The 19363-nt window shown below is 33.8% G+C and carries 21 protein-coding genes; 12 read left to right on the plus strand and 9 right to left on the minus strand.

The genetic code is table 11. The annotated features are described in order from the left end of the window. Nucleotides 1-77 precede the first annotated feature (77 nt). Entirely contained in the window at nt 78-1007 is a 930-nt protein-coding gene (ccsB, locus tag JJ844_07655; protein MBO6975550.1) for a c-type cytochrome biogenesis protein CcsB, read from the plus strand. Nucleotides 1008-1029: 22 nt separating this feature from the next. Here ccsB and rpe read toward each other — a convergent pair whose 3' ends face one another. Beyond that, nucleotides 1030-1788 carry a ribulose-phosphate 3-epimerase gene (gene rpe, locus JJ844_07660; protein MBO6975551.1) on the minus strand — a complete coding sequence of 253 codons (759 nt, stop codon included), beginning with the start codon at nt 1786-1788 and terminating at the stop codon, nt 1030-1032. A gap of 187 nt (nt 1789-1975) precedes the next feature. On the opposite strand from rpe, the gene glpX reads away from it, so the two are divergent. The 7 genes from glpX to JJ844_07695 all read left to right on the plus strand — a co-directional run bounded on the left by glpX (nt 1976) and on the right by JJ844_07695 (nt 8925). Next, nucleotides 1976-2977, plus strand: a complete 1002-nt coding sequence (gene glpX, locus JJ844_07665; protein ID MBO6975552.1) for a class II fructose-bisphosphatase — start codon at nt 1976-1978, stop codon at nt 2975-2977. Nucleotides 2978-2995: 18 nt separating this feature from the next. Beyond that, entirely contained in the window at nt 2996-4306 is a 1311-nt protein-coding gene (locus JJ844_07670; GenBank protein ID MBO6975553.1) for a glutamyl-tRNA reductase, read from the plus strand. Nucleotides 4307-4436: 130 nt separating this feature from the next. Further along, nucleotides 4437-5732 carry a glucose-1-phosphate adenylyltransferase gene (locus JJ844_07675; protein ID MBO6975554.1) on the plus strand — a complete coding sequence of 432 codons (1296 nt, stop codon included), beginning with the start codon at nt 4437-4439 and terminating at the stop codon, nt 5730-5732. Nucleotides 5733-5826: 94 nt separating this feature from the next. Then, nucleotides 5827-7245 carry an NADP-dependent phosphogluconate dehydrogenase gene (gene gndA / locus JJ844_07680; protein ID MBO6975555.1) on the plus strand — a complete coding sequence of 473 codons (1419 nt, stop codon included), beginning with the start codon at nt 5827-5829 and terminating at the stop codon, nt 7243-7245. Next, nucleotides 7233-7970, plus strand: a complete 738-nt coding sequence (gene pgl, locus JJ844_07685) for a 6-phosphogluconolactonase (protein MBO6975556.1) — start codon at nt 7233-7235, stop codon at nt 7968-7970. The genes gndA and pgl overlap by 13 nt, the downstream gene beginning before the upstream one ends. A 30-nt stretch (nt 7971-8000) precedes the next feature. Next, complete coding sequence (locus JJ844_07690; protein MBO6975557.1) at nt 8001-8549, plus strand: CIA30 family protein; 549 nt, start codon at nt 8001-8003, stop codon at nt 8547-8549. Beyond that, nucleotides 8539-8925 carry a coat-like protein gene (locus tag JJ844_07695; GenBank protein MBO6975558.1) on the plus strand — a complete coding sequence of 129 codons (387 nt, stop codon included), beginning with the start codon at nt 8539-8541 and terminating at the stop codon, nt 8923-8925. The genes JJ844_07690 and JJ844_07695 overlap by 11 nt, the downstream gene beginning before the upstream one ends. A 21-nt stretch (nt 8926-8946) precedes the next feature. On the opposite strand, the gene ilvD is transcribed toward JJ844_07695, so the two are convergent. Genes ilvD through JJ844_07710 form a run of 3 tightly spaced genes read right to left on the minus strand, consistent with a single transcriptional unit; the run spans nt 8947 to nt 11581 of the window. Then, nucleotides 8947-10620: a dihydroxy-acid dehydratase gene (gene ilvD / locus JJ844_07700; GenBank protein MBO6975559.1), complete on the minus strand. Its 1674-nt coding sequence runs from the start codon at nt 10618-10620 to the stop codon at nt 8947-8949. A gap of 23 nt (nt 10621-10643) precedes the next feature. Next, nucleotides 10644-10934, minus strand: a complete 291-nt coding sequence (locus JJ844_07705; protein MBO6975560.1) for a hypothetical protein — start codon at nt 10932-10934, stop codon at nt 10644-10646. A 29-nt stretch (nt 10935-10963) separates the two neighbouring features. Next, a complete protein-coding gene (locus JJ844_07710; protein MBO6975561.1) occupies nt 10964-11581 on the minus strand; it encodes a uracil phosphoribosyltransferase in 618 nt (205 codons plus the stop codon). Between the two features lie 63 nt (nt 11582-11644). Here JJ844_07710 and JJ844_07715 point away from each other — a divergent pair, with 63 nt between their 5' ends. The 4 genes from JJ844_07715 to purQ all read left to right on the plus strand — a co-directional run bounded on the left by JJ844_07715 (nt 11645) and on the right by purQ (nt 14461). Continuing rightward, nucleotides 11645-12157: a pentapeptide repeat-containing protein gene (locus JJ844_07715; protein MBO6975562.1), complete on the plus strand. Its 513-nt coding sequence runs from the start codon at nt 11645-11647 to the stop codon at nt 12155-12157. A gap of 9 nt (nt 12158-12166) precedes the next feature. Then, a complete protein-coding gene (locus JJ844_07720; protein ID MBO6975563.1) occupies nt 12167-13231 on the plus strand; it encodes a GTP-binding protein in 1065 nt (354 codons plus the stop codon). A gap of 308 nt (nt 13232-13539) precedes the next feature. Further along, nucleotides 13540-13794, plus strand: coding sequence for a phosphoribosylformylglycinamidine synthase subunit PurS (purS, locus tag JJ844_07725; protein ID MBO6975564.1), 255 nt, complete (start codon nt 13540-13542; stop codon nt 13792-13794). Between the two features lies 1 nt (nt 13795). Further along, a complete protein-coding gene (gene purQ / locus JJ844_07730) occupies nt 13796-14461 on the plus strand; it encodes a phosphoribosylformylglycinamidine synthase subunit PurQ (protein ID MBO6975565.1) in 666 nt (221 codons plus the stop codon). Nucleotides 14462-14509: 48 nt separating this feature from the next. Here the strand turns inward: purQ and JJ844_07735 are convergent, their stop codons facing one another. The 5 genes from JJ844_07735 to JJ844_07755 all read right to left on the minus strand — a co-directional run bounded on the left by JJ844_07735 (nt 14510) and on the right by JJ844_07755 (nt 19277). Further along, complete coding sequence (locus JJ844_07735; GenBank protein ID MBO6975566.1) at nt 14510-15583, minus strand: fructose-bisphosphate aldolase class II; 1074 nt, start codon at nt 15581-15583, stop codon at nt 14510-14512. A gap of 149 nt (nt 15584-15732) precedes the next feature. Continuing rightward, nucleotides 15733-16800, minus strand: coding sequence for a fructose-bisphosphate aldolase class I (locus JJ844_07740; GenBank protein ID MBO6975567.1), 1068 nt, complete (start codon nt 16798-16800; stop codon nt 15733-15735). A 104-nt stretch (nt 16801-16904) separates the two neighbouring features. Further along, nucleotides 16905-17999 (minus strand): Gfo/Idh/MocA family oxidoreductase, encoded by a 1095-nt coding sequence (locus JJ844_07745; GenBank protein MBO6975568.1) that lies wholly within the window; start codon nt 17997-17999, stop codon nt 16905-16907. A 2-nt stretch (nt 18000-18001) separates the two neighbouring features. After that, nucleotides 18002-18394 carry a hypothetical protein gene (locus tag JJ844_07750; GenBank protein ID MBO6975569.1) on the minus strand — a complete coding sequence of 131 codons (393 nt, stop codon included), beginning with the start codon at nt 18392-18394 and terminating at the stop codon, nt 18002-18004. 1 nt (nt 18395) lies between these two features. Beyond that, nucleotides 18396-19277, minus strand: a complete 882-nt coding sequence (locus JJ844_07755) for an acetyl-CoA carboxylase carboxyltransferase subunit beta (protein ID MBO6975570.1) — start codon at nt 19275-19277, stop codon at nt 18396-18398. Nucleotides 19278-19363: the final 86 nt, after the last annotated feature.

The following is a 19363-nucleotide window of genomic DNA, read 5'->3' on the forward strand; positions in this document are numbered from 1 at the left end:
AAATATTTACTCATGTGAGAGTAATTTAAATTATTATTTTATTGTTATGAAATATTAAAGCTGAATAAATTCTATATATGATTTTAGATGATCTTTTTAAAAATTTAATATATGACCCGGTCTCTGTGCTAGGGCTTTTAGTATTTTATATCTTGTTAGTTAATTTACCAATATCTTTAGGGGCAGTTTTCCAAAAAAAGTCCTCTTTTACTTTAAGAATATTTACTATCCTAGTAAATCTATCCATAACATTACAATTACTTTTTAGGTGGTCAATTTCTGGACATTTCCCAATTAGCAATTTGTATGAATCTCTTTATTTCCTTGTTTGGGGGATCTCATTAGGACAACTATTGATTGAAAGGGAATACCAATCTCCAATAATTCCCTCAATAGCTATTCCCGTTCAGTTGTTGACTGTGGCTTTTGCCTGTTTTGTTTTGCCTGATGACTTAAAATTATCATCCAACTTGGTCCCAGCTTTAAGATCTAGTTGGTTAGTGATGCATGTCAGTGTCGTAATGCTTAGTTATGCGGCACTAATAATAGGTTCTTTACTTTCGGCTTCCGTTTTGTTCGTTAATAAAAATAAACCGCTGCAAATTAGAAGTAGTTCTACAGGTATAGGAGGGTTCAAAATTCCTCATAACAACCCTATAAATGATTTGGTTGATCCTATTGAATTTTCTCATGCAGAAGAATTAGATACACTAAGTTATCGTTCTATATTGATAGGCTTTGTTCTTCTTACTCTCGGGTTGATCTCTGGTGCAGTTTGGGCAAATGAGGCATGGGGTACATGGTGGAGTTGGGATCCAAAAGAAACTTGGGCTTTTATCTCATGGTTATTCTATGCCGCTTATTTGCATATGAGAATAAGTAAAGGTTGGCAAGGAAGAAAACCAGCATTATTAGCAACCTCAGGTTTTGTGGTGGTCTTAGTATGCTACTTAGGAGTTAATTTTTTAGGAATAGGTTTACACAGTTACGGCTGGATATTTGGGTAACTTGTTAATCTCGCAGAAAATTTTATTGAGGTTCTGAAAGCACCTTCCCATTCTGTGCTTCTTGTGCAACTTTTCTCAAGTCATCACAACCCTCTTTTAATGTTGGGTAAGCAAACATTCCACTACCTGCAATAAAGCAATTAGCACCAGCATCAGCACATTGTGAAATAGTCCAATTTGCTTTTATGCCGCCATCAACTTCAATGTCTACATTTAAATTTTTCTCAATAATAAAGTTTCTTATTTTCCTGATTTTATTAAGCATTGTTGGTATATAAGCTTGTCCGCCAAAACCTGGATTGACAGTCATAACCAAAACATGATCAACCATATCCATAATATTTTCAATCATTTCAAATGGAGTATGAGGATTTAACGCAACAGAAGGGGATCCGCCTAAGTCTCTTATTTTCCCAAGAACTCTATGCAGATGAATATTTGCTTCGGCATGAGCTATTACTACACCTGGCTCACCATTTACTCCTTTTGTAGCGTTTACATAAGATTCAAGCATAGTTTCACAATTGTATTGGCTAACCATTAATTGGGTTTCAAAAGGGACATTGCAATATTTTCTGCATGCAGCAATCATTTCAGGACCGAAAGTAAGATTTGGAACAAAATTTCCATCCATTACATCAAATTGAATTCTGTCAACTCCAGCTTCCTCAAGTTCCTTAACACATGCCCCCATATTTGCCCAATCTGCAGGTAAAACAGAAGGAATTATTTGGATTGGTCTATTAACACCAGCTAAATTTTTTTGATTTGACTCAGTCATTTAATTTTTAAAATATTTAATAAAGATACTATATTTAGTTGTTTATTCCTAATTTCAAGTCACGGCCTGATAAAGTAACAGCTGTAAAGAGTTAAAAAAGCTTATTAGCATAATAATTCTCAAAAAAAATGTCATTTTTTATGAGATCATACTCAAAACCTTTTAGAAAATCCTCAAAAATTTAATTGTGAATCAAACATTAATTCAAGAAATTCTCGAAGTCGTCGAGCAAGCAGCAATTGCCTCAGCAAAACTTACAGGACTTGGTCAAAAAGATGAAGCTGATGCTGCAGCTGTCGAAGCAATGAGATTGCGAATGGGCAAAATTGAAATGAAAGGAAAAATTGTTATAGGTGAAGGTGAAAGAGATGAAGCACCAATGCTGTATATAGGTGAAGAGGTTGGAAGTGGAAGTGGACCAGGGGTTGATTTTGCAGTAGATCCTTGTGAAGGAACTAACCTTTGTGCAAATAATCAAAGAGGCTCTATGGCAGTTTTAGCTGCCTCTGATACTGGCGGTCTTTTTAATGCTCCTGATTTTTATATGAATAAATTAGCAGCTCCCCCTGCTGCAAAAGGAAAAGTAGATATTAGAAATTCTGCAACTGAAAACTTGAAGATACTCAGTGATTGTTTGGATCTTTCTATAGATGAACTTACTGTTGTTGTTATGGATAGAACCAGACATAAAGATTTAATTAAAGAGATTCGAGGGTGTGGTGCAAAAGTACAACCAATCTCTGATGGTGATGTTCAAGCCGCTATTGCATGTGGTTTTGCAGGTACTGGAACACATTGCTTGATGGGTATAGGAGCTGCTCCAGAAGGTGTTATTTCGGCTGCTGCAATGAGAGCTCTAGGGGGCCACTTTCAAGGACAATTAGTTTATGATCCAGCAATTGCTCAAACTTCTGAATGGGCTGATTATACAAAAGAAGGAAATATTAAACGTCTTAATGAAATGGGAATAACTGATATAGATAAAATCTATGAAGCTAACGAATTGGCCTCGGGAGAAAATGTTGTTTTTGCTGGTAGTGGAATAACTGATGGATTATTATTTGACGGAGTTAAATTTGAAAGGGATTGTGTTAGAACAAGCAGCCTAGTAATTAGTACATTAGATAGTACTGCAAGATTCACAAATACTGTCCATATAAAAGATGGTGCTAAGAGTATCAGCCTTTAAAAATTCACTTTTAATTTTATGCATATTGTTGTCGTCGGACTAAGTCATCGCACGGCACCTGTCGAAGTGCGTGAGAAGTTAAGTATTCCTGACCAATCAATAACAGAATCGTTGAAAGCATTAAAAGCTTTCTCTGACGTGTTGGAGGTGTCAATTTTAAGTACTTGTAATAGGTTAGAAATATATGCGTTAGTAAAAGATAAAAATACTGGTATTTCATCTATTAAAGAATTTATATCAGATTATTCAGGAATTATCTTTGAAGATTTAAATCCACATCTATTTTGCTTTAGACAAGAAGATGCAGTTTTACATTTGATGAAAGTTTCGGCAGGACTCGACAGCCTCGTACTAGGCGAAGGACAAATCCTTTCGCAGGTAAAAAAAATGATGAGATTGGGTCAAGAGAATCAGTCTACTGGGCCTATTCTTAATAGATTATTAACTCAATCTGTTAGTACAGGTAAGAAAGTTAGATCTGAAACAAATTTAGGAACCGGAGCTGTATCAATAAGTTCAGCAGCAGTAGAACTTGCTCAATTGAAAATTGGACAAGAAAAGGGGTTTGATAATCTCGTTAGTTTGGAATCAGAGAAGGTTCTTGTAGTTGGAGCCGGACGAATGAGTAGGCTTTTAATAACGCACTTGAAATCAAAAGGTTGTAATAAGCTCATTCTTGTTAATAGAAATATTGATAGAGCATTAAATCTTGCGAAAGACTTCCCGGACTTAGAAATTTTTTGTAAAGGGTTAAATGAATTGGATGAAAATATATCAATATCTTCTCTTGTTTTCACTAGTACAGCCTCAGAAGTACCGATAATTGATCTCGCTAAAATTGAAAAATTAAATTTGAATAATAAACTTAAATTTATTGATATTGGAGTGCCGAGAAATATATCTAATGATGTTAAACAGCATCAGTTTGTAAAATCATTTGATGTAGATGACCTACAAGAGGTCGTTTCAAGAAATCAAGAATTTAGGCAGAAAATTGCAAAAGAAGCAGAATCTTTAGTTGAAGAAGAAAGAATCATTTTTCTAGAGTGGTGGGCAAGTTTAGAGGCCGTTCCAGTCATTAATAAACTTCGATCTGATTTAGAGTTAATAAGAAAAGAGGAATTGCAAAAAGCACTTAGTAGAATGGGCCCAGATTTCTCTGCAAGAGAAAGAAAAGTTGTGGAAGCTTTGACTAAAGGAATTATCAATAAAATACTTCATACACCTGTTACTAAGTTGAGAAGTCCTCAATCAAGAGAGGAAAGACAAGCTTCTTTAAAAATTGTTGAAAAATTGTTTTCTTTGGAGGATGAGGATAAAAAGAGCTAAATTTTTCTTATTTATATTAAGTTTTTCTAGTGATTTAATGAAATACCTTCGTAAACTGACCATTACTGTTTCTAAATTTACCCATAATCAGTTACTTTAGTTAGTTGTATCTCTACCTCCATTAGATTGAATGAAGCGTGTGTTAGCCATCATCCTCGGAGGAGGAAAAGGTTCTAGACTTTACCCTTTAACAAAAATGAGGGCGAAGCCTGCTGTGCCATTAGCAGGTAAGTATCGTTTAATTGATATCCCAATTAGTAATTGTATTAATTCAGGCATAGAAAAAATGTACGTATTGACTCAGTTCAATAGTGCATCTCTAAATAGACATATAGGAAGAACCTATAATTTAAATGGTCCCTTTGGTCAGGGATTTGTGGAAGTTTTAGCTGCGCAACAGACTCCTGATAGCCCAAAGTGGTTTGAAGGTACTGCTGATGCTGTAAGAAAATACCAATGGTTATTTCAAGAATGGGATGTGGACGAATATTTAATATTGTCAGGTGATCAACTGTATAGAATGGATTACAGTTTATTTGTGCAACATCATAGAGATAATGGAGCTGATTTAACTGTAGCAGCTTTACCAGTTGATGAAGCCCAAGCAGAAGGTTTTGGCCTCATGAGAACAGATGATTTAGGAAATATAAAAGAATTCAGTGAAAAACCTACTGGAGAGAAGTTGAAGGCAATGGCAGTAGATACTTCAAAATTTGGATTAAGTATTGAGTCGGCCGCAGAAAAACCCTACCTTGCCTCTATGGGTATTTATGTATTTAGTAGAAATACTCTTTTCGATCTTCTAAATAAATTTCCTAGTTATACCGATTTTGGTAAGGACATAATTCCTGAATCACTTAAAAGAGGCGATACTCTCAAAAGTTATGTATTCGATGATTATTGGGAAGATATCGGAACCATTGGTGCGTTCTTTGAGTCAAACCTTGCATTAACTGAGCAACCAAAACCTCCATTTAGTTTTTATGATGAGAAATTTCCAATATATACAAGACCTAGATTTCTCCCCCCTTCTAAACTTGTAGATGCTCAAATTACTGATTCAATAGTCTGTGAAGGTACAATCTTGAAGTCTTGTAGTATTTTGCATTGTGTTTTGGGTGTAAGAAGCAGGATTGAAAGTGATTCTGTTCTTGAGGATACTCTTGTAATGGGTGCTGATTTCTTTGAATCGCCTGAAGAGAGGATTGAATTGAGAAAAGGAGGCGGAACACCTCTTGGAGTTGGTGAAGGAACTACTGTAAAAAGAGCAATTCTTGATAAGAATACAAGAATTGGTGATAATGTCGTGATCATTAATAAAGATCGAGTAGAAGAAGCCGATAAGCCAGAATTGGGCTTCTACATAAGAAATGGAATTGTTGTAGTAGTTAAAAATGCAACTATTGCAAATGGAACTGTTATTTAAATCTTTTCGATCATTTTTCGCTGACATAAGTATTTTTTTTGAGCAATTTTGTTGAGTTGTAGGCAAACTATATTTATTGAGTTTTTTAATTTTTATGTCCAAGGCACATTTTGGTTTAATAGGTCTTGGTGTTATGGGCGAAAATTTAGTTCTTAACGCAGAGAGAAACGGATTTTCGAGTGTAGTTTTTAATAGAACCTACTCAAAAACTGAAGAATTTTTACAAGGTCGGGGCTTTGGGAAGAATATAGAGGGTGCTGAAACTCTTCAAGAATTTGTTAATAAGCTAGAGAGGCCTAGAAGAATTCTAATGATGGTAAAAGCTGGGCCCGCAACAGATGCTGTTATAGATAATATTTCTGGATATCTCGAGGAAGGAGATTTATTAATAGATGGCGGTAATTCTCAATTTAAAGATACAGAAAGAAGGGTAAATACTCTTGAAAGTAAAAGTTTTGGATACATTGGAATGGGAGTCTCAGGTGGTGCCAAAGGAGCTCTTGAAGGGCCAAGTATGATGCCTGGTGGTACTAAAGCTTCATATGATGCAATAGAAAGCTTATTAACAAAAATGGCTGCCAAAGTTGAAGACGGACCATGTGTTGCATATGTTGGGCCAGGAGGCTCAGGTCATTTTGTTAAAACTGTTCATAACGGAATTGAATATGGAATTGAACAAATACTTGCAGAAGCTTATGACCTTATGAAGAGAGTTAAAGGTATGAACGGTCAGCAAATGTCAGAGGTATTTGGTATTTGGAATAATACTGATGAATTAGCTTCTTATCTTGTTGAGATAACAGAGATTTGTCTAAATACAAAAGATGAGATAACTGGGGATGATGTCGTGGAAAAAATATTAGATAAAGCTGGCCAGAAAGGTACAGGGTTATGGACTGTTGTAAGTGCTCTAGAACTGGGGGTATCAGTCCCAACTATTTACGCATCTTTAAATGCAAGAGTAATGAGTTCTTTAAAAGAGCAACGTAGTGAAATTGAAAAAACTATTCCATATAAAGAGATAGAAGATTTTGATTTAGGAAATATATCAGATGGAATGAAACCTTTATTTGATGCTGTAGTCCTTGCCACAATTGCTAGCTATGCCCAGGGTATGGACATTTTAAGAGAAGCATCTAAAGTATATAACTATGGTTTGAATATGCCGTCCATTGCTCAAATATGGAAAGGTGGTTGCATAATTAGATCAAAATTATTAAGTAAAATTCAAGATGCTTATAACAAAAATCCTAATCTAAAAAATTTATTTTTTGATGATTGGTTCAATAATGAAATTGCGACAAGATTAGATAACTTGGCTAAAGTTGTTTCCTTATCCACAAAAGCTGGTATTCCAGTCCCATGTCTATCCAGTACCTTAGATTATTTGAATAGTTATAGAACCAATAGACTTCCTCAGAACCTTGTTCAGGCAATGAGAGACTGTTTTGGCTCTCATACATATGAAAGAATTGATAAGGAAGGTAGTTTTCATACAGAATGGATGAAATGATTGAAAAGGTTAAAAATGGATATACACTTAACATTTACAAAGACAAGTTAGAGCTATCTACAGAGGTTTTTAAGTTTATTGAAAGTCACATTATTCATACTTTAAAAAAGAAAGACAGGTTCAAATTTTGTGTAAGTGGAGGTTCAACTCCTAAATCTGTCTATAAGCTTTTATCAAAAAGTGATCTTAGATGGGATATGGTTGATGTCTTTTTAGGGGATGAAAGATGTGTTGATCCAAATTCAGAATTGAGTAACTCGTTAATGTTAAAGAATTCATTGTTAACTAATTTTGGATCTAAAGCCTTTTTTTATGAAATTTTCAATGATTTAAATGCTGATGATGAAGCTACAAAAAATCAATTTATTTCTAAACTATTTGAGAAATGCGGATCAAACCCTCCAACTTTTGATTTAACATTATTAGGTCTTGGAGACGATGGTCATACAGCCTCACTATTCCCTTATCAAAAAAATAATAATGTAGATGATTTTGTTATTTTTAATGAAGGTAAAGGTTTAAAAAGAATTTCATTAACTCCAAAGGTTCTTTCAGCTTCTTCAAAGATAGTATTTTTAGTTAGTGGAGCTTCTAAAAGAATTGCTCTTGAGAGGTTATTAGATGAAAAAGAGCCACCAGATAGAACACCATCGAAATTAATAAAATCTATTAATCAAATTTCAATATTTTGTGATCAGGAATCAGCAAAAGAATTAGAAATTTAGTTAAAGTCTATTAATAGTTTAAATTATTTAATGAGTAAGAAAAAATTTTTATTCCAGAAAAAGGAGTTCGATGGTTGGAAAACATTAAACGATACTGTTATGGGCGGATCAAGTTCAGCTTTTTGTGAAATTTCAAATTCGGGTTTGATATTAATGGGTAATATTGTCGAGAAATCAGGAGGATTTGTTAGTTGTAGATCGTCTATATATAAACCTTCTTTAAACGTATCTGAGTATTCATCCTTTGAATTAAATATTGATGGACAAGGAAGAACTTTTAAATTTGCTGTCGCTTGTGAAGATGATCTACTAGGACTGACCGAATTTATTCCAGGTGGACTTAGATGGATTAAATCATTCCCAACAAAAAAATTCGGGACAACAAATGTTCAAATTCCTTTTAGTGAGTTAAAACCTTCAGTAAGAGCTAATAAAGTACGTTTTCCATTTAAATTCAAGCCATCTAAAATTAAAAGATTGCAACTACTACACTCCAAGTTCGGTGATGATGGATTACTTAACAATAAGTTTAAAGATGGTTCCATAAAAGTTTTAATTAAATCAATAAGTGTTATTTGAAAATCCACCTAAAAATATAGAGAGCTTAATCGCTAAGTCAGCAGATTTAACAAATAAACCTTTTGTTCATTCTGTAGTAAAAATAAATGGTGAATACGAATTCGAAGATGAAGATATTGATTTAACAGTTAATATCTTATGTCGAGATAAAGAAGGTAAAAGATTAGAAATTCATGATCTTGAATTAGAACTTTTTAAATCAAATAAAGAGTTGGTTTTAGTAATTTCTAAGCTTAACTTCCCTGATGAACCAATATTATGGTGTGGAGTTAAAACATTATGGATGGATAGCAATAATGGGAAAAAATGCAACTCACCAAAATACAGCGCTAGATTGGAAAATTTAGCAAATAGGATAAAAAGTTTTTTTGATTAAGAAAATAAAATTTGAACTGATTTATAAATCAGTAACAGCCCCTAAACTTGATGTGCTTACGATTCTCGAATATTTTGAAAGAATTCCTCTTTTGTATTTTTGAATAGGTTTTACCCAATCTTTTTTTCTTTTTTCTAATTCTTCGTCAGATAAATCAACTTCAATTAGTTGTTTTACAGCATCTACTGTAATTAAATCACCTTGTTTTATTAGAGCAATATTTCCTCCTACAGCAGCCTCCGGAGCTATGTGACCCACAACAAGACCATAGGTGCCCCCGCTAAATCTGCCATCGGTAATTAAAGCCACCTTCTCTCCTAATCCTTGACCAACAATCGCAGATGTTGGAGCTAACATTTCTCTCATGCCTGGACCTCCTACAGGACCTTCGTTTCTAATAACAACAACATCACCAGCTTTGATATCGTTATTTAATATCGATTTTAAACAATCCTCTTCACTTTCAAAAATCTTTGCGGGACCTGTTAATACAGGGTTTTTTACTCCGCTAATTTTGGCTACAGAACCTTCGCTCGCTAAGTTACCTTTTAATATCGCTAGATGTCCTTTTTTATAAAGAGGGTCATCTATGTCTCTTATGACATTTTGATTTGTTGGAGGCTTATCTGGAATATTCTGTAAGTATTCTGAGATGGTTTTGCCTTCAATGTTTTTGCAATCGCCATGAATTAATCCTGCATTCAAAAGTATTTTCATTACTTGTGGAATCCCACCTGCCTTATGAAGATCCACCGTCACATATTTACCACTCGGTTTAAGGTCACAAATAACGGGTACTTTTTGTCTGATTCTCTCAAAATCATTAATGTTGATATCTATACCTGCAGTATTCGCAATAGCTAAGATGTGCAATACCGCATTTGTTGATCCTCCAATTGCCATAATTACTGATATCGCATTTTCAAATGCTTTCTTTGTCATTAGGTCTAGAGGTCTTATATCTTTTTCTATCGCGGAGACTAATATCTCAGCACTTTTTTCTGCACTTAGTTCTTTTTCAAGATCTTCAGCAGCCATAGTGGAACTGTGAGGAAGACTTAACCCTAATACTTCAATAACCGCAGACATTGTATTAGCTGTAAACATTCCTCCACAGCTACCAGCACCAGGAATACAATTTTTCTCAACTTGGATTAGCCTTTCTTCATTAATTTTGCCTGATGTTAATTGTCCAACAGCTTCAAATGCACTAACAACAGTAAGATCTTCTCCATGCAATTTCCCAGGCTTTATTGTCCCTCCATAAATGAAAATTGAGGGAATATTCATTCTTGCAATCGCAATCATGGCACCCGGCATATTTTTATCACATCCACCTATAGCAAGTACTCCATCCATACTCTGAGCATTGCATGCTGTTTCAATTGAATCAGCAATAACTTCTCTTGAAACTAGAGAATATTTCATGCCCTCTGTTCCCATAGAAATGCCATCACTTACTGTTATAGTCCCAAACATCTGAGGCGTCCCACCTGATCTTTTTATTGACTCTTCAGCTTTTAGAGCTAACTTGTTTAAACCCATATTGCATGGTGTTATGGTGCTGTATCCATTTGCAACTCCAATAATAGGTTTATTAAAATCTTCATCATTAAATCCAACAGCTCTTAACATCGATCTGTTAGGGGATCTTTGCACACCTTGGGTTATTGCAGATGATCTGAGTTTATTCATGTTATTTGAGAACCTTTTTTATTTTATTGCCCCAACTCTTCAAGTTGCTTCCTAACATCAGCAATTGCAGAATTAAGTTGCTCAACTTTCTTCTCCAGATTCTCTCCTTCAACTTCATTTATATTTTCATTTGAATCAATCGCTTCTGAGCCGTCTTGAATTCTGGAGGAATACATCATTGCTTTTTGTTTTTTTTCCTCCTTTCTTTTGTCTGCTTCGGATATTAACCACCAAGCTAGACCTGCTGCTCCAATAAAAGCACCGCTTATTAATGATAAAAGATTATTTGAAGACGAATCTCTGTATTCAGACATTGGTAAAATATTTACTCCTATATTCTATATTAGTTCTTATCTTGAAATATAGTACTTAAACGCGATAGAGGATTCCCAATACCAGGGACTAATAATTGTGTTTTTTCGTCTTCCTCATCTATGCAAGAAGTGTAAATTACCTGATTAGGGAGTAATTTCGCAATTTCATTTAACCCTTTATTTGAGCAAATAGCTGTTATTAAAAGAATCCTATTTGAATCAACACCTAATTCCTTTAATTTAATTAAAGTTTCTAATGTTGCTGATTTTGTTGTTATTTGTTCTGAATAAAATATAACTCCTTCATTTGATTCAATAGTTTTAGGAAGTTCTCCTAATGAGAGGGTTGAGTTAGGAATTACTTCTTTAGATCCAAACCAAAGAGATAGCCCTTCGGGCAACATTGCGAGCACTTTTATTGGATAATTATTATTAATAAAGAATCCATCTGCGTTTCCATTGTCAGTATTTACTATTTCTTTTTTATATGGCAGCCAATTACGTAATGCTTCATATGTAAGCCATTTCCCTAATTGCTCATATCCTGTTGAGTACAAAATATTTGGAGTATTTTTTTCTCGCAATATTGAAAGCCAATGTTTTATTAATGGATGAGGAGGAACAATAACCTTTAGTGACATTGCCATATATTTTCCTTTAAGATACTCTTACAAACTTTAAATACTTAAGTTCTAAAATACAGTCTTATTATGATTAAATCAATTGTTTTCCCCTCACTAAAGAATGCATTAATTACTTTGTTATTCGTTGGGATTTTATTTTTTAATTCTGTAAATTCTGCATGGGCTAAAAGACCTCCTGAGATTAGAAACCAGCAAGAACTTAATTTAGAGCCAGATATGCATGGTCAAGACTTAAGCGGTAACGAATACGTTAAGTTTGATTTGAATGGGTTTAATTTCAGTGAAAGTAATTTAGAAGGGGCGGTGTTCAATAATAGTAAATTGCAAAACTCAAATTTTACTGGAGCAAATTTAAGAGATGCACTAGCTTATGCAACAGACTTTACTGATGCTGATCTTTCGGATGTTAATTTTACTAATGCTTTATTAATGGAGAGTAATTTTGAAGGTGCAAAAATAGATGGTGCAGATTTTACTGATGCTGTTCTTAGTCGTACACAACAAAAACAATTATGTGCGATTGCTAATGGCACAAATAGTTCTACAGGAGAGAGTACAGAATATAGCTTAGGTTGTTAATCATCAAAGATGAAAAAAAAAATTCCAGTTATTGTTGTTTCGGGATTTCTTGGTTCAGGTAAAACAACTTTTCTAAGGTATCTATTAACAGAGAGTAATAAAAAATTTGGTTTAATAATTAATGAATTTGGTGATGTTGGAATCGACGGTGATTTGATTAAAAGTTGTGATAAATGTGATGAATCTGAAGACGACTGCGTTATTGAATTAAACAATGGATGTTTATGTTGTACTGTTCAAGATGATTTTGTTCCATCAATAAAAGCTCTCCTAGAATTTAATCCTCCTATCGAATCAATAATTATCGAAACAAGTGGCTTGGCACTACCAATTCCCTTAATTCAAGCACTTAACTGGCCTGAGATTAGGTCTTCTATCTATCTTGATGTAGTTGTTGGCATTGTTAATGGAGAATCAATGCTTAATGGTTCACCAATTAATGATTTAAATAAAATAACAAAACAATATAATGAAACAGATAAAATTGATCACAACGCTACTATAGATGAACTTTTTGAGGAGCAACTAGAAGTTTCTGATATCGTTTTAGTCTCAAGATCAGATATCTTAAATGATGATCAGTTTGACGTTGTAAAAAATAAAATTCAAGGAATTCTATACTCATCTACACCAGTCCTTAAATCCAAGAATGGCAAAATTGATTTAAATTATCTATTTGACTTTAATTTTAAAAAAGAGACTTATAAAGAATTTTTAATGGAAGAACATGACCATAATCATGTTGAGCTTGTAACAGATTCATTTAAATTAAATTATTTCCTTGAAAAAAATGACTTTGAAAAGGAGATGTCAAAAATCTTGGATGAATTAAACATTCTTCGAATAAAAGGACGTATTTGGATACCAAACAAATCATTGCCTTTACAAATACAAATTGTTGGAAAGAAAATTAATACTTGGTTTGAAGAAGCTCCAGATGATTGTTGGAGACCAAATGATAATGCTGGGCTTGAATTAGTAATAATTTCCTTTGATGAAAAATCTATAAAAAATTTCAGTAGAAAAATTAAAGAGAAATTTAAGATTTTATGTGACCCAAAAATAGCAATTTGACTTTATAGTTAGCTGTCGGGATACTAACTACAGTAGACAGCCCAAGATGAAAAATCCAAAAATTACCTTAAAACAAATAATCTCTGACGACGTTACATCAATTGATAAAATAAAATGTTCAAAATGTGGAGGGGCAGGAAATTTTAAAACACATGAAAATTCAAGGAGAACTTGTTTAGTTTGTTTTGGTAGAGGCTACATAAACATTTAATAACTCAGAAAACCTTAAGGTAAAAATATTAGTTTATTAATCAATAGTTCTTTTTATTAAAATTTAAACTAATCTTCTATTAGAAATTAATTTTTAATTGGACCAATTTGCTGTAAAAGTTTTTGTAAGACTAAGACCCTCAGTTTTAGATCCAGCAGGGGAAGCTACCAAATCTGCTTCTATAAAACTTGGAGCCGAGGGAATAAAATCATTACGTATAGGAAAAATGATTGAGGTAAAAATAGAAGGTAATGGTGAAAACGAAGTAAGAGAAAAAATTGATTTATTGTGTGATAGGTTATTCGCAAATACTGTTATTGAAGATTATGAGTATTCACTAGAAAAATTATAAGATGGATAATTTTACTGTAGGAGTTGTTGTCTTCCCTGGTTCTAATTGTGATCGTGATGTTTCATGGGCATTGGAAGGTTGTTTAGACATAAGAACAAAATACTTGTGGCATGAGTCTTCAGATTTAGGCGATGTAGATGCAATAGTTTTACCCGGAGGATTTAGCTATGGTGATTATTTAAGATGCGGAGCAATAGCGAGATTCTCTCCATTAATAAATGCTTTAGATGACTTTGTGAAAAGTGGAAGAAGAGTTTTAGGAATTTGTAATGGGTTCCAAATTTTGACTGAATCAGGCTTTTTGCCTGGTGCCCTTACTGCAAATAAAAATCTTAATTTCATCTGTGATGATGTTGAACTTGATATTGTTTCTTCAAAAGGAGGTTGGTTTAATGATGGAGGTGAAAAACAAACTATTAAGTTACCCATAGCGCATGGGGAAGGAAGATATCATTGTGATTCTGATACTTTAAAAAAACTTTTAGATCATGAATTGATCGCTTTGAGATATAAAAATAATCCTAATGGATCCTCATTCGACATAGCAGGTATAACTAATGAAAAGGGTAATGTTCTAGGTTTAATGCCTCATCCAGAGCGAGCATGTGACGAGACAATTGGTGGGACTGATGGTCTCTTTACATTAAAATCATTAATATTGAAATAAAAAAGACCCCCAATTTTGGAGGTCTTTTTTATTTGATTTGGGAAGAAATTAAACATTAACTTTTACTTTTGGATCTAAATCACCTTTTGCGTAAAGATCAGCAAAGTAATTTGTGCTGTTTTGTTTGATCTTACTTGCTTGACCTTCGCACCAGAACTGCTTGTATCTATCAAGACAAACTTGCTTCATATATTTTCTAGCAGGTTTGTTGAAATGTCTTGGGTCAAAGTTTGCCTTATCAGCAAATGCTGCCTCTCTAACCGCGGCAGTGAAAGCAAGTCTGTTATCGGTATCAATGTTGACTTTCCTAACACCATTTCTTATTCCTTCTTGAATCTCTTCAACAGGAACACCATATGTTTGAGGGATTTCACCACCATATTTATTAATGATATCCAACCATTCCTGAGGCACTGAACTAGATCCGTGCATTACAAGATGTGTATTTGGAAGTGCTTTATGTATCTCAGCAATTCTACTTATTGCAAGAACTTCTCCTGTTGGCTTCCTTGTGAATTTATATGCACCATGACTTGTACCTATCGCAATTGCTAATGCATCAACTTTTGTTTTGGCAACAAAATCTGCCGCTTCTTCAGGATCAGTCAAAAGCATATCTGTAGAAAGTTCACCTTCAAATCCATGACCATCTTCTGCCTCACCCTTTCCTGTTTCTAATGAACCTAAGCAACCCAACTCTCCTTCAACACTAACTCCAACTGAATGAGCAAAATCTACTACTTTTTTAGTAACTGCAACATTATATTCGTAACTAGCGGGCGTTTTTGCATCTGCCTCTAGAGAACCATCCATCATTACTGATGTGAAGCCATTTATTGCTGCTGAATAGCATGTTGATGGCTCATTACCATGGTCTTGGTGCATTACCACAGGGATATTAGGATATGTTTCTGTGGCAGCAATGATTAGATGACGTAGGAAAATTTCTCCTGCGTAATTTCTTGCCCCTCTTGAAGCTTGGAGGATTACAGGACTATCAGTTTCATATGCTGCTTCCATGATTGCTTGAACTTGCTCAAGATTATTAACATTGAAAGCTGGAATACCGTAACCATTCTCAGCAGCGTGATCTAAAAGTAGTCTTAGTGGAACGAGGGCCATAATTAAAATTAGTTAAATGCTCTATGTAAAACATATGTTTCCGCGAGTTTAGTATAAAGAGGTATCAAATGTCACGTCATTAGATATACAAAATACCAAATTCAAGAAACTAATTTTATGAACCAGGGTATATTTTTAGAATTTTTTGGTTAATAAGTGTAGCCTGCTACAAACAATTGCTCATCAGATGAAGGTTGAGATCCAGCTACATAGGCACCTTTTGAAGCTTCAGAGTTTGCTTGAGCTCTTGCTATTAATGCTTTTTGACCACCTTCAATATCGCTTCCTTTCCAGGCTTTTAAGCATGAGTGCTGTAATGCTCTTCCATAGGAGAACGAAATATTCCATAAAGCTTTCCTGTAAAGAGTGTTCATATTATTTAAGTAAACAGAAGCAGCTTCTTCGCTTAACCCTCCTGATAAGAAAACTATTCCAGGAACAGATGCAGGAACGCATCTTTCCATAGTTCTGATTGTCATTTCAGCAACTTTCATAGGATCAGCCTTTGTTGGACAATCTGCTCCATTAACAGTCATAGATGGTTTTAATAGAGTTCCTTCTAGAAAAACTCCATTTGCTTGACAGGCAATATAAACCTGCTTTATTACTTCTTCTTGGACTTCAGCAGTTTTTTCAATAGTATGATCACCGTCCATTAAGATTTCAGGTTCAATAATTGGCACTAAACCAGATTCTTGAACTGATCTTGCATACCTCGCTAATCCCCAAGCATTCTCTTGAATTGATAGTTTTGAAGGACAACCATCATTTGTAATCTGCAGAACTGCTCTCCACTTTGCAAATCTTGCGCCTTGTTCATAATATTTTGCTGCTCTTTCAACTAACCCATCCAGGCCAGAACAAAAAGTTTCTACATCTCCTGCTCCCGGGAGTGGATTTAGACCTTTATCGACCTTTATACCTGGAATAATACCTAAATCATTTAGTTTTTTAACCATTGACTCACCATCTTGGTGATTCTGATAAAGAGTTTCTTCGAAGAGGATTGCTCCACTTATGTATTTCCCAAGATCTTTTGTTGTAAAAAGCATTCCTCTATAAGCTTTCCTATTGTCTTCAGTATTCTCAACACCAATTCCAGCGAGTCTTTTCCCTACTGTTTTAGTGGATTCATCTACTGCTAATATCCCTTTTCCTTTAGAAGCTAATAATTGAGCATTTTTTTTAAGCTCATTTTTGTAATAATTTAAAGCCATTCTTTAATAAATTTAATTCATTTGATTTTTCCAGAATATGAATAAAAAATAAAATTAATCTAATACTTTTTCGGGTGATAATTGCTACTTATGAATGTATAACCTTAAATTTTAATCCTTAATCCACTTTTCGATGATTCTCTTATGGCTTCGCAAACTTTATGACTGGCAAGTCCCTCGCATAAGCCTGGAATAATGGGTGTTTTATTTAAGATACTCTCAGCCCATAAATTTTGAATTCTCAAAACTGGAGCTATCCTCCCATCAGTCCATGTTTTTTCAAAATTAAAACTTGCGTCTGCAGTTAGATTTTGTATTTTATTTTCTTTGTTTGAATATTTCAAATTAAAGCCATGTACGTAATCTTTTTGGTTCTCGCTTTTGAGAATAAGTGAGCCTTCGCTTCCATATATTTCTAAACTAAATCCTCTACCGTTTTTAGAAATCGATGATAAAGAAACCTGACATGGAATTAGATTGGAGCTGTAGTTTGATATTTCTATATTAGCGAGACAAACATCCTCGCTAGTAACATCATTTAAATCAGATGAATTAGGTAAAGGTCTTTTTTTTATTGATGTTGCTAACTTACCAGATACATTTATTGATTCTCCAAAAAACCAATTCAACATGTCGAATGCGTGAGTACCTAAGGCACCAATAACTCCTCCTCCTTTCTCTTCCACGGAATACCAATTCCAGGCTCTTTTAGGATCGGACCTACTGCCCATTAACCAATCCAATTTGACTAAATATATATCTCCTAAAATATTTCCATCAATAAGTTTTTTTGTCTGAAGAAAAAGGGGTACTGCTCTATATTCGAAATCAACACATACGCTTAAGTTATTAATTAAAGATATTCTATGAAGCTCTTCAATTTCAGAGGAGGATATTGAAACGGGTTTTTCTAGTAATAAATTTTTATTATTCTCAAGTGCCTTTTTTGCTAATTTAAATCTTGATTCAGGAGGGGTAGCGATTATAATTCCATCAATTTCTGGAGATTTAATTAAGTCTTCCCAATCATGAAAAAATTTTAAACCCGTTTCTTCTTCTAATATCGATTTTTGCCTTTTCTCGTAATGATAAATAGCTACAGGAGTTAAATAATCCGACTCTTTTAATGCCTCTAAATGAACTTTTTTACCAAACCCTACTCCTGCGAGTGCTATTTTTAATTTATTTTTAGTATTCATTTTTATCCATTAAAAAACTCTGAACAGCTATTTTCAATAACAACATCTATTAGTTCATCATTATTAGAAGTTTGCCATTTTGAATTAAATTGAGGTATTCCATTTATCGAAGTATCTTTGAACTTTTTTTCATCGCAATTAATTCTCATTACGTAAAGCGATAACTCTTCATCATCATCAGAATTAGTTGGATTTTTAAAGAACTTTGTTAAGACACTTATTTCACCATTCGGAAGCAGTTTGATACTGCCTTTATCAAGCCATTCTTTCCCTTTATTATTCTCTTTTAGGAGGACCCAGTCAACATTGCCTATCCCGTAAGAATATGAGGCAAAATTTAAAATAAAAAATAAAAGGCTTAGAGAAAAATAAAAGAAATTTGAAAAAATTTTCATTTTATATATTTGCTTTTGAAAGTTCTTTAACACCATGAATTTTTAGAATTTTAGTCAGAGTATCCTTCAGATCTTTCCTTTTAACTATTACATCAACAAAACCATGCTCAAGTAGATATTCAGCTGTTTGAAAATTATCGGGTAATTTTTCTCTTAATGTTTGTTCTATAACCCTTCTTCCAGCAAATCCAATAAGAGCTTTAGGTTCTGCCAAAATTAAATCACCTAACATTGCAAAGCTTGCTGTTACCCCCCCAGTGGTTGGATGAGTTAATAACGGCATATATAGTAGATTTTTTTCTTTATGTTTTTTTAATGCTCCAGATATTTTTGCCATTTGCATGAGACTTAACATGCCTTCTTGCATCCTGGCTCCTCCTGATGCGCAAACAATAAGGATTGGAAAATTTTCTAAAGTTGCTCTCTCAATTATCCTTGTAATTTTTTCACCAACTACTGAACCCATGGATCCTCCCATAAATCTAAAATCCATAACAGCTAATGCTAAAGGCATTGAATTTACAGAACAAATACCTGTTACGACTCCGTCTCTTAAACCTGTACCTGCTTGACTTTCTTTAATACGATCAGCATATGATCTTCTATCTTTAAAACCTAAAGGATCTGTGGGACTTAGTGAACTATCAAACTCTTCGAATGAATTTTTGTCAGCAATTATATTTATCCTTTCATCGCTATTAATCCTATTGTGGTGTCCACAATTGCTACAAACATTGAAATTTGAAATTAGGTCTTTTCTATAGGCTACTTGCGAACATTCTGAACATTTAACCCACAAACCATCTCCCTCATCAGTATCTTGCGAAACTTTTCCAACAAATTGATCTTTACGCCTTGCGGCAAACCAGTCGATTAATGACACAATTTTAGCTTTTTTTTCTATTTAAATCCAAACAAGGTACTTTTATCAAGAAAGATATATAAAAATTAGAGATTTTTAGATTAGAA

Origin of the sequence: Prochlorococcus marinus CUG1435 (assembly GCA_017644375.1) — a bacterium.
In the GTDB taxonomy this organism is placed as follows: Bacteria; Cyanobacteriota; Cyanobacteriia; order PCC-6307; family Cyanobiaceae; genus Prochlorococcus_A; species Prochlorococcus_A marinus_AH.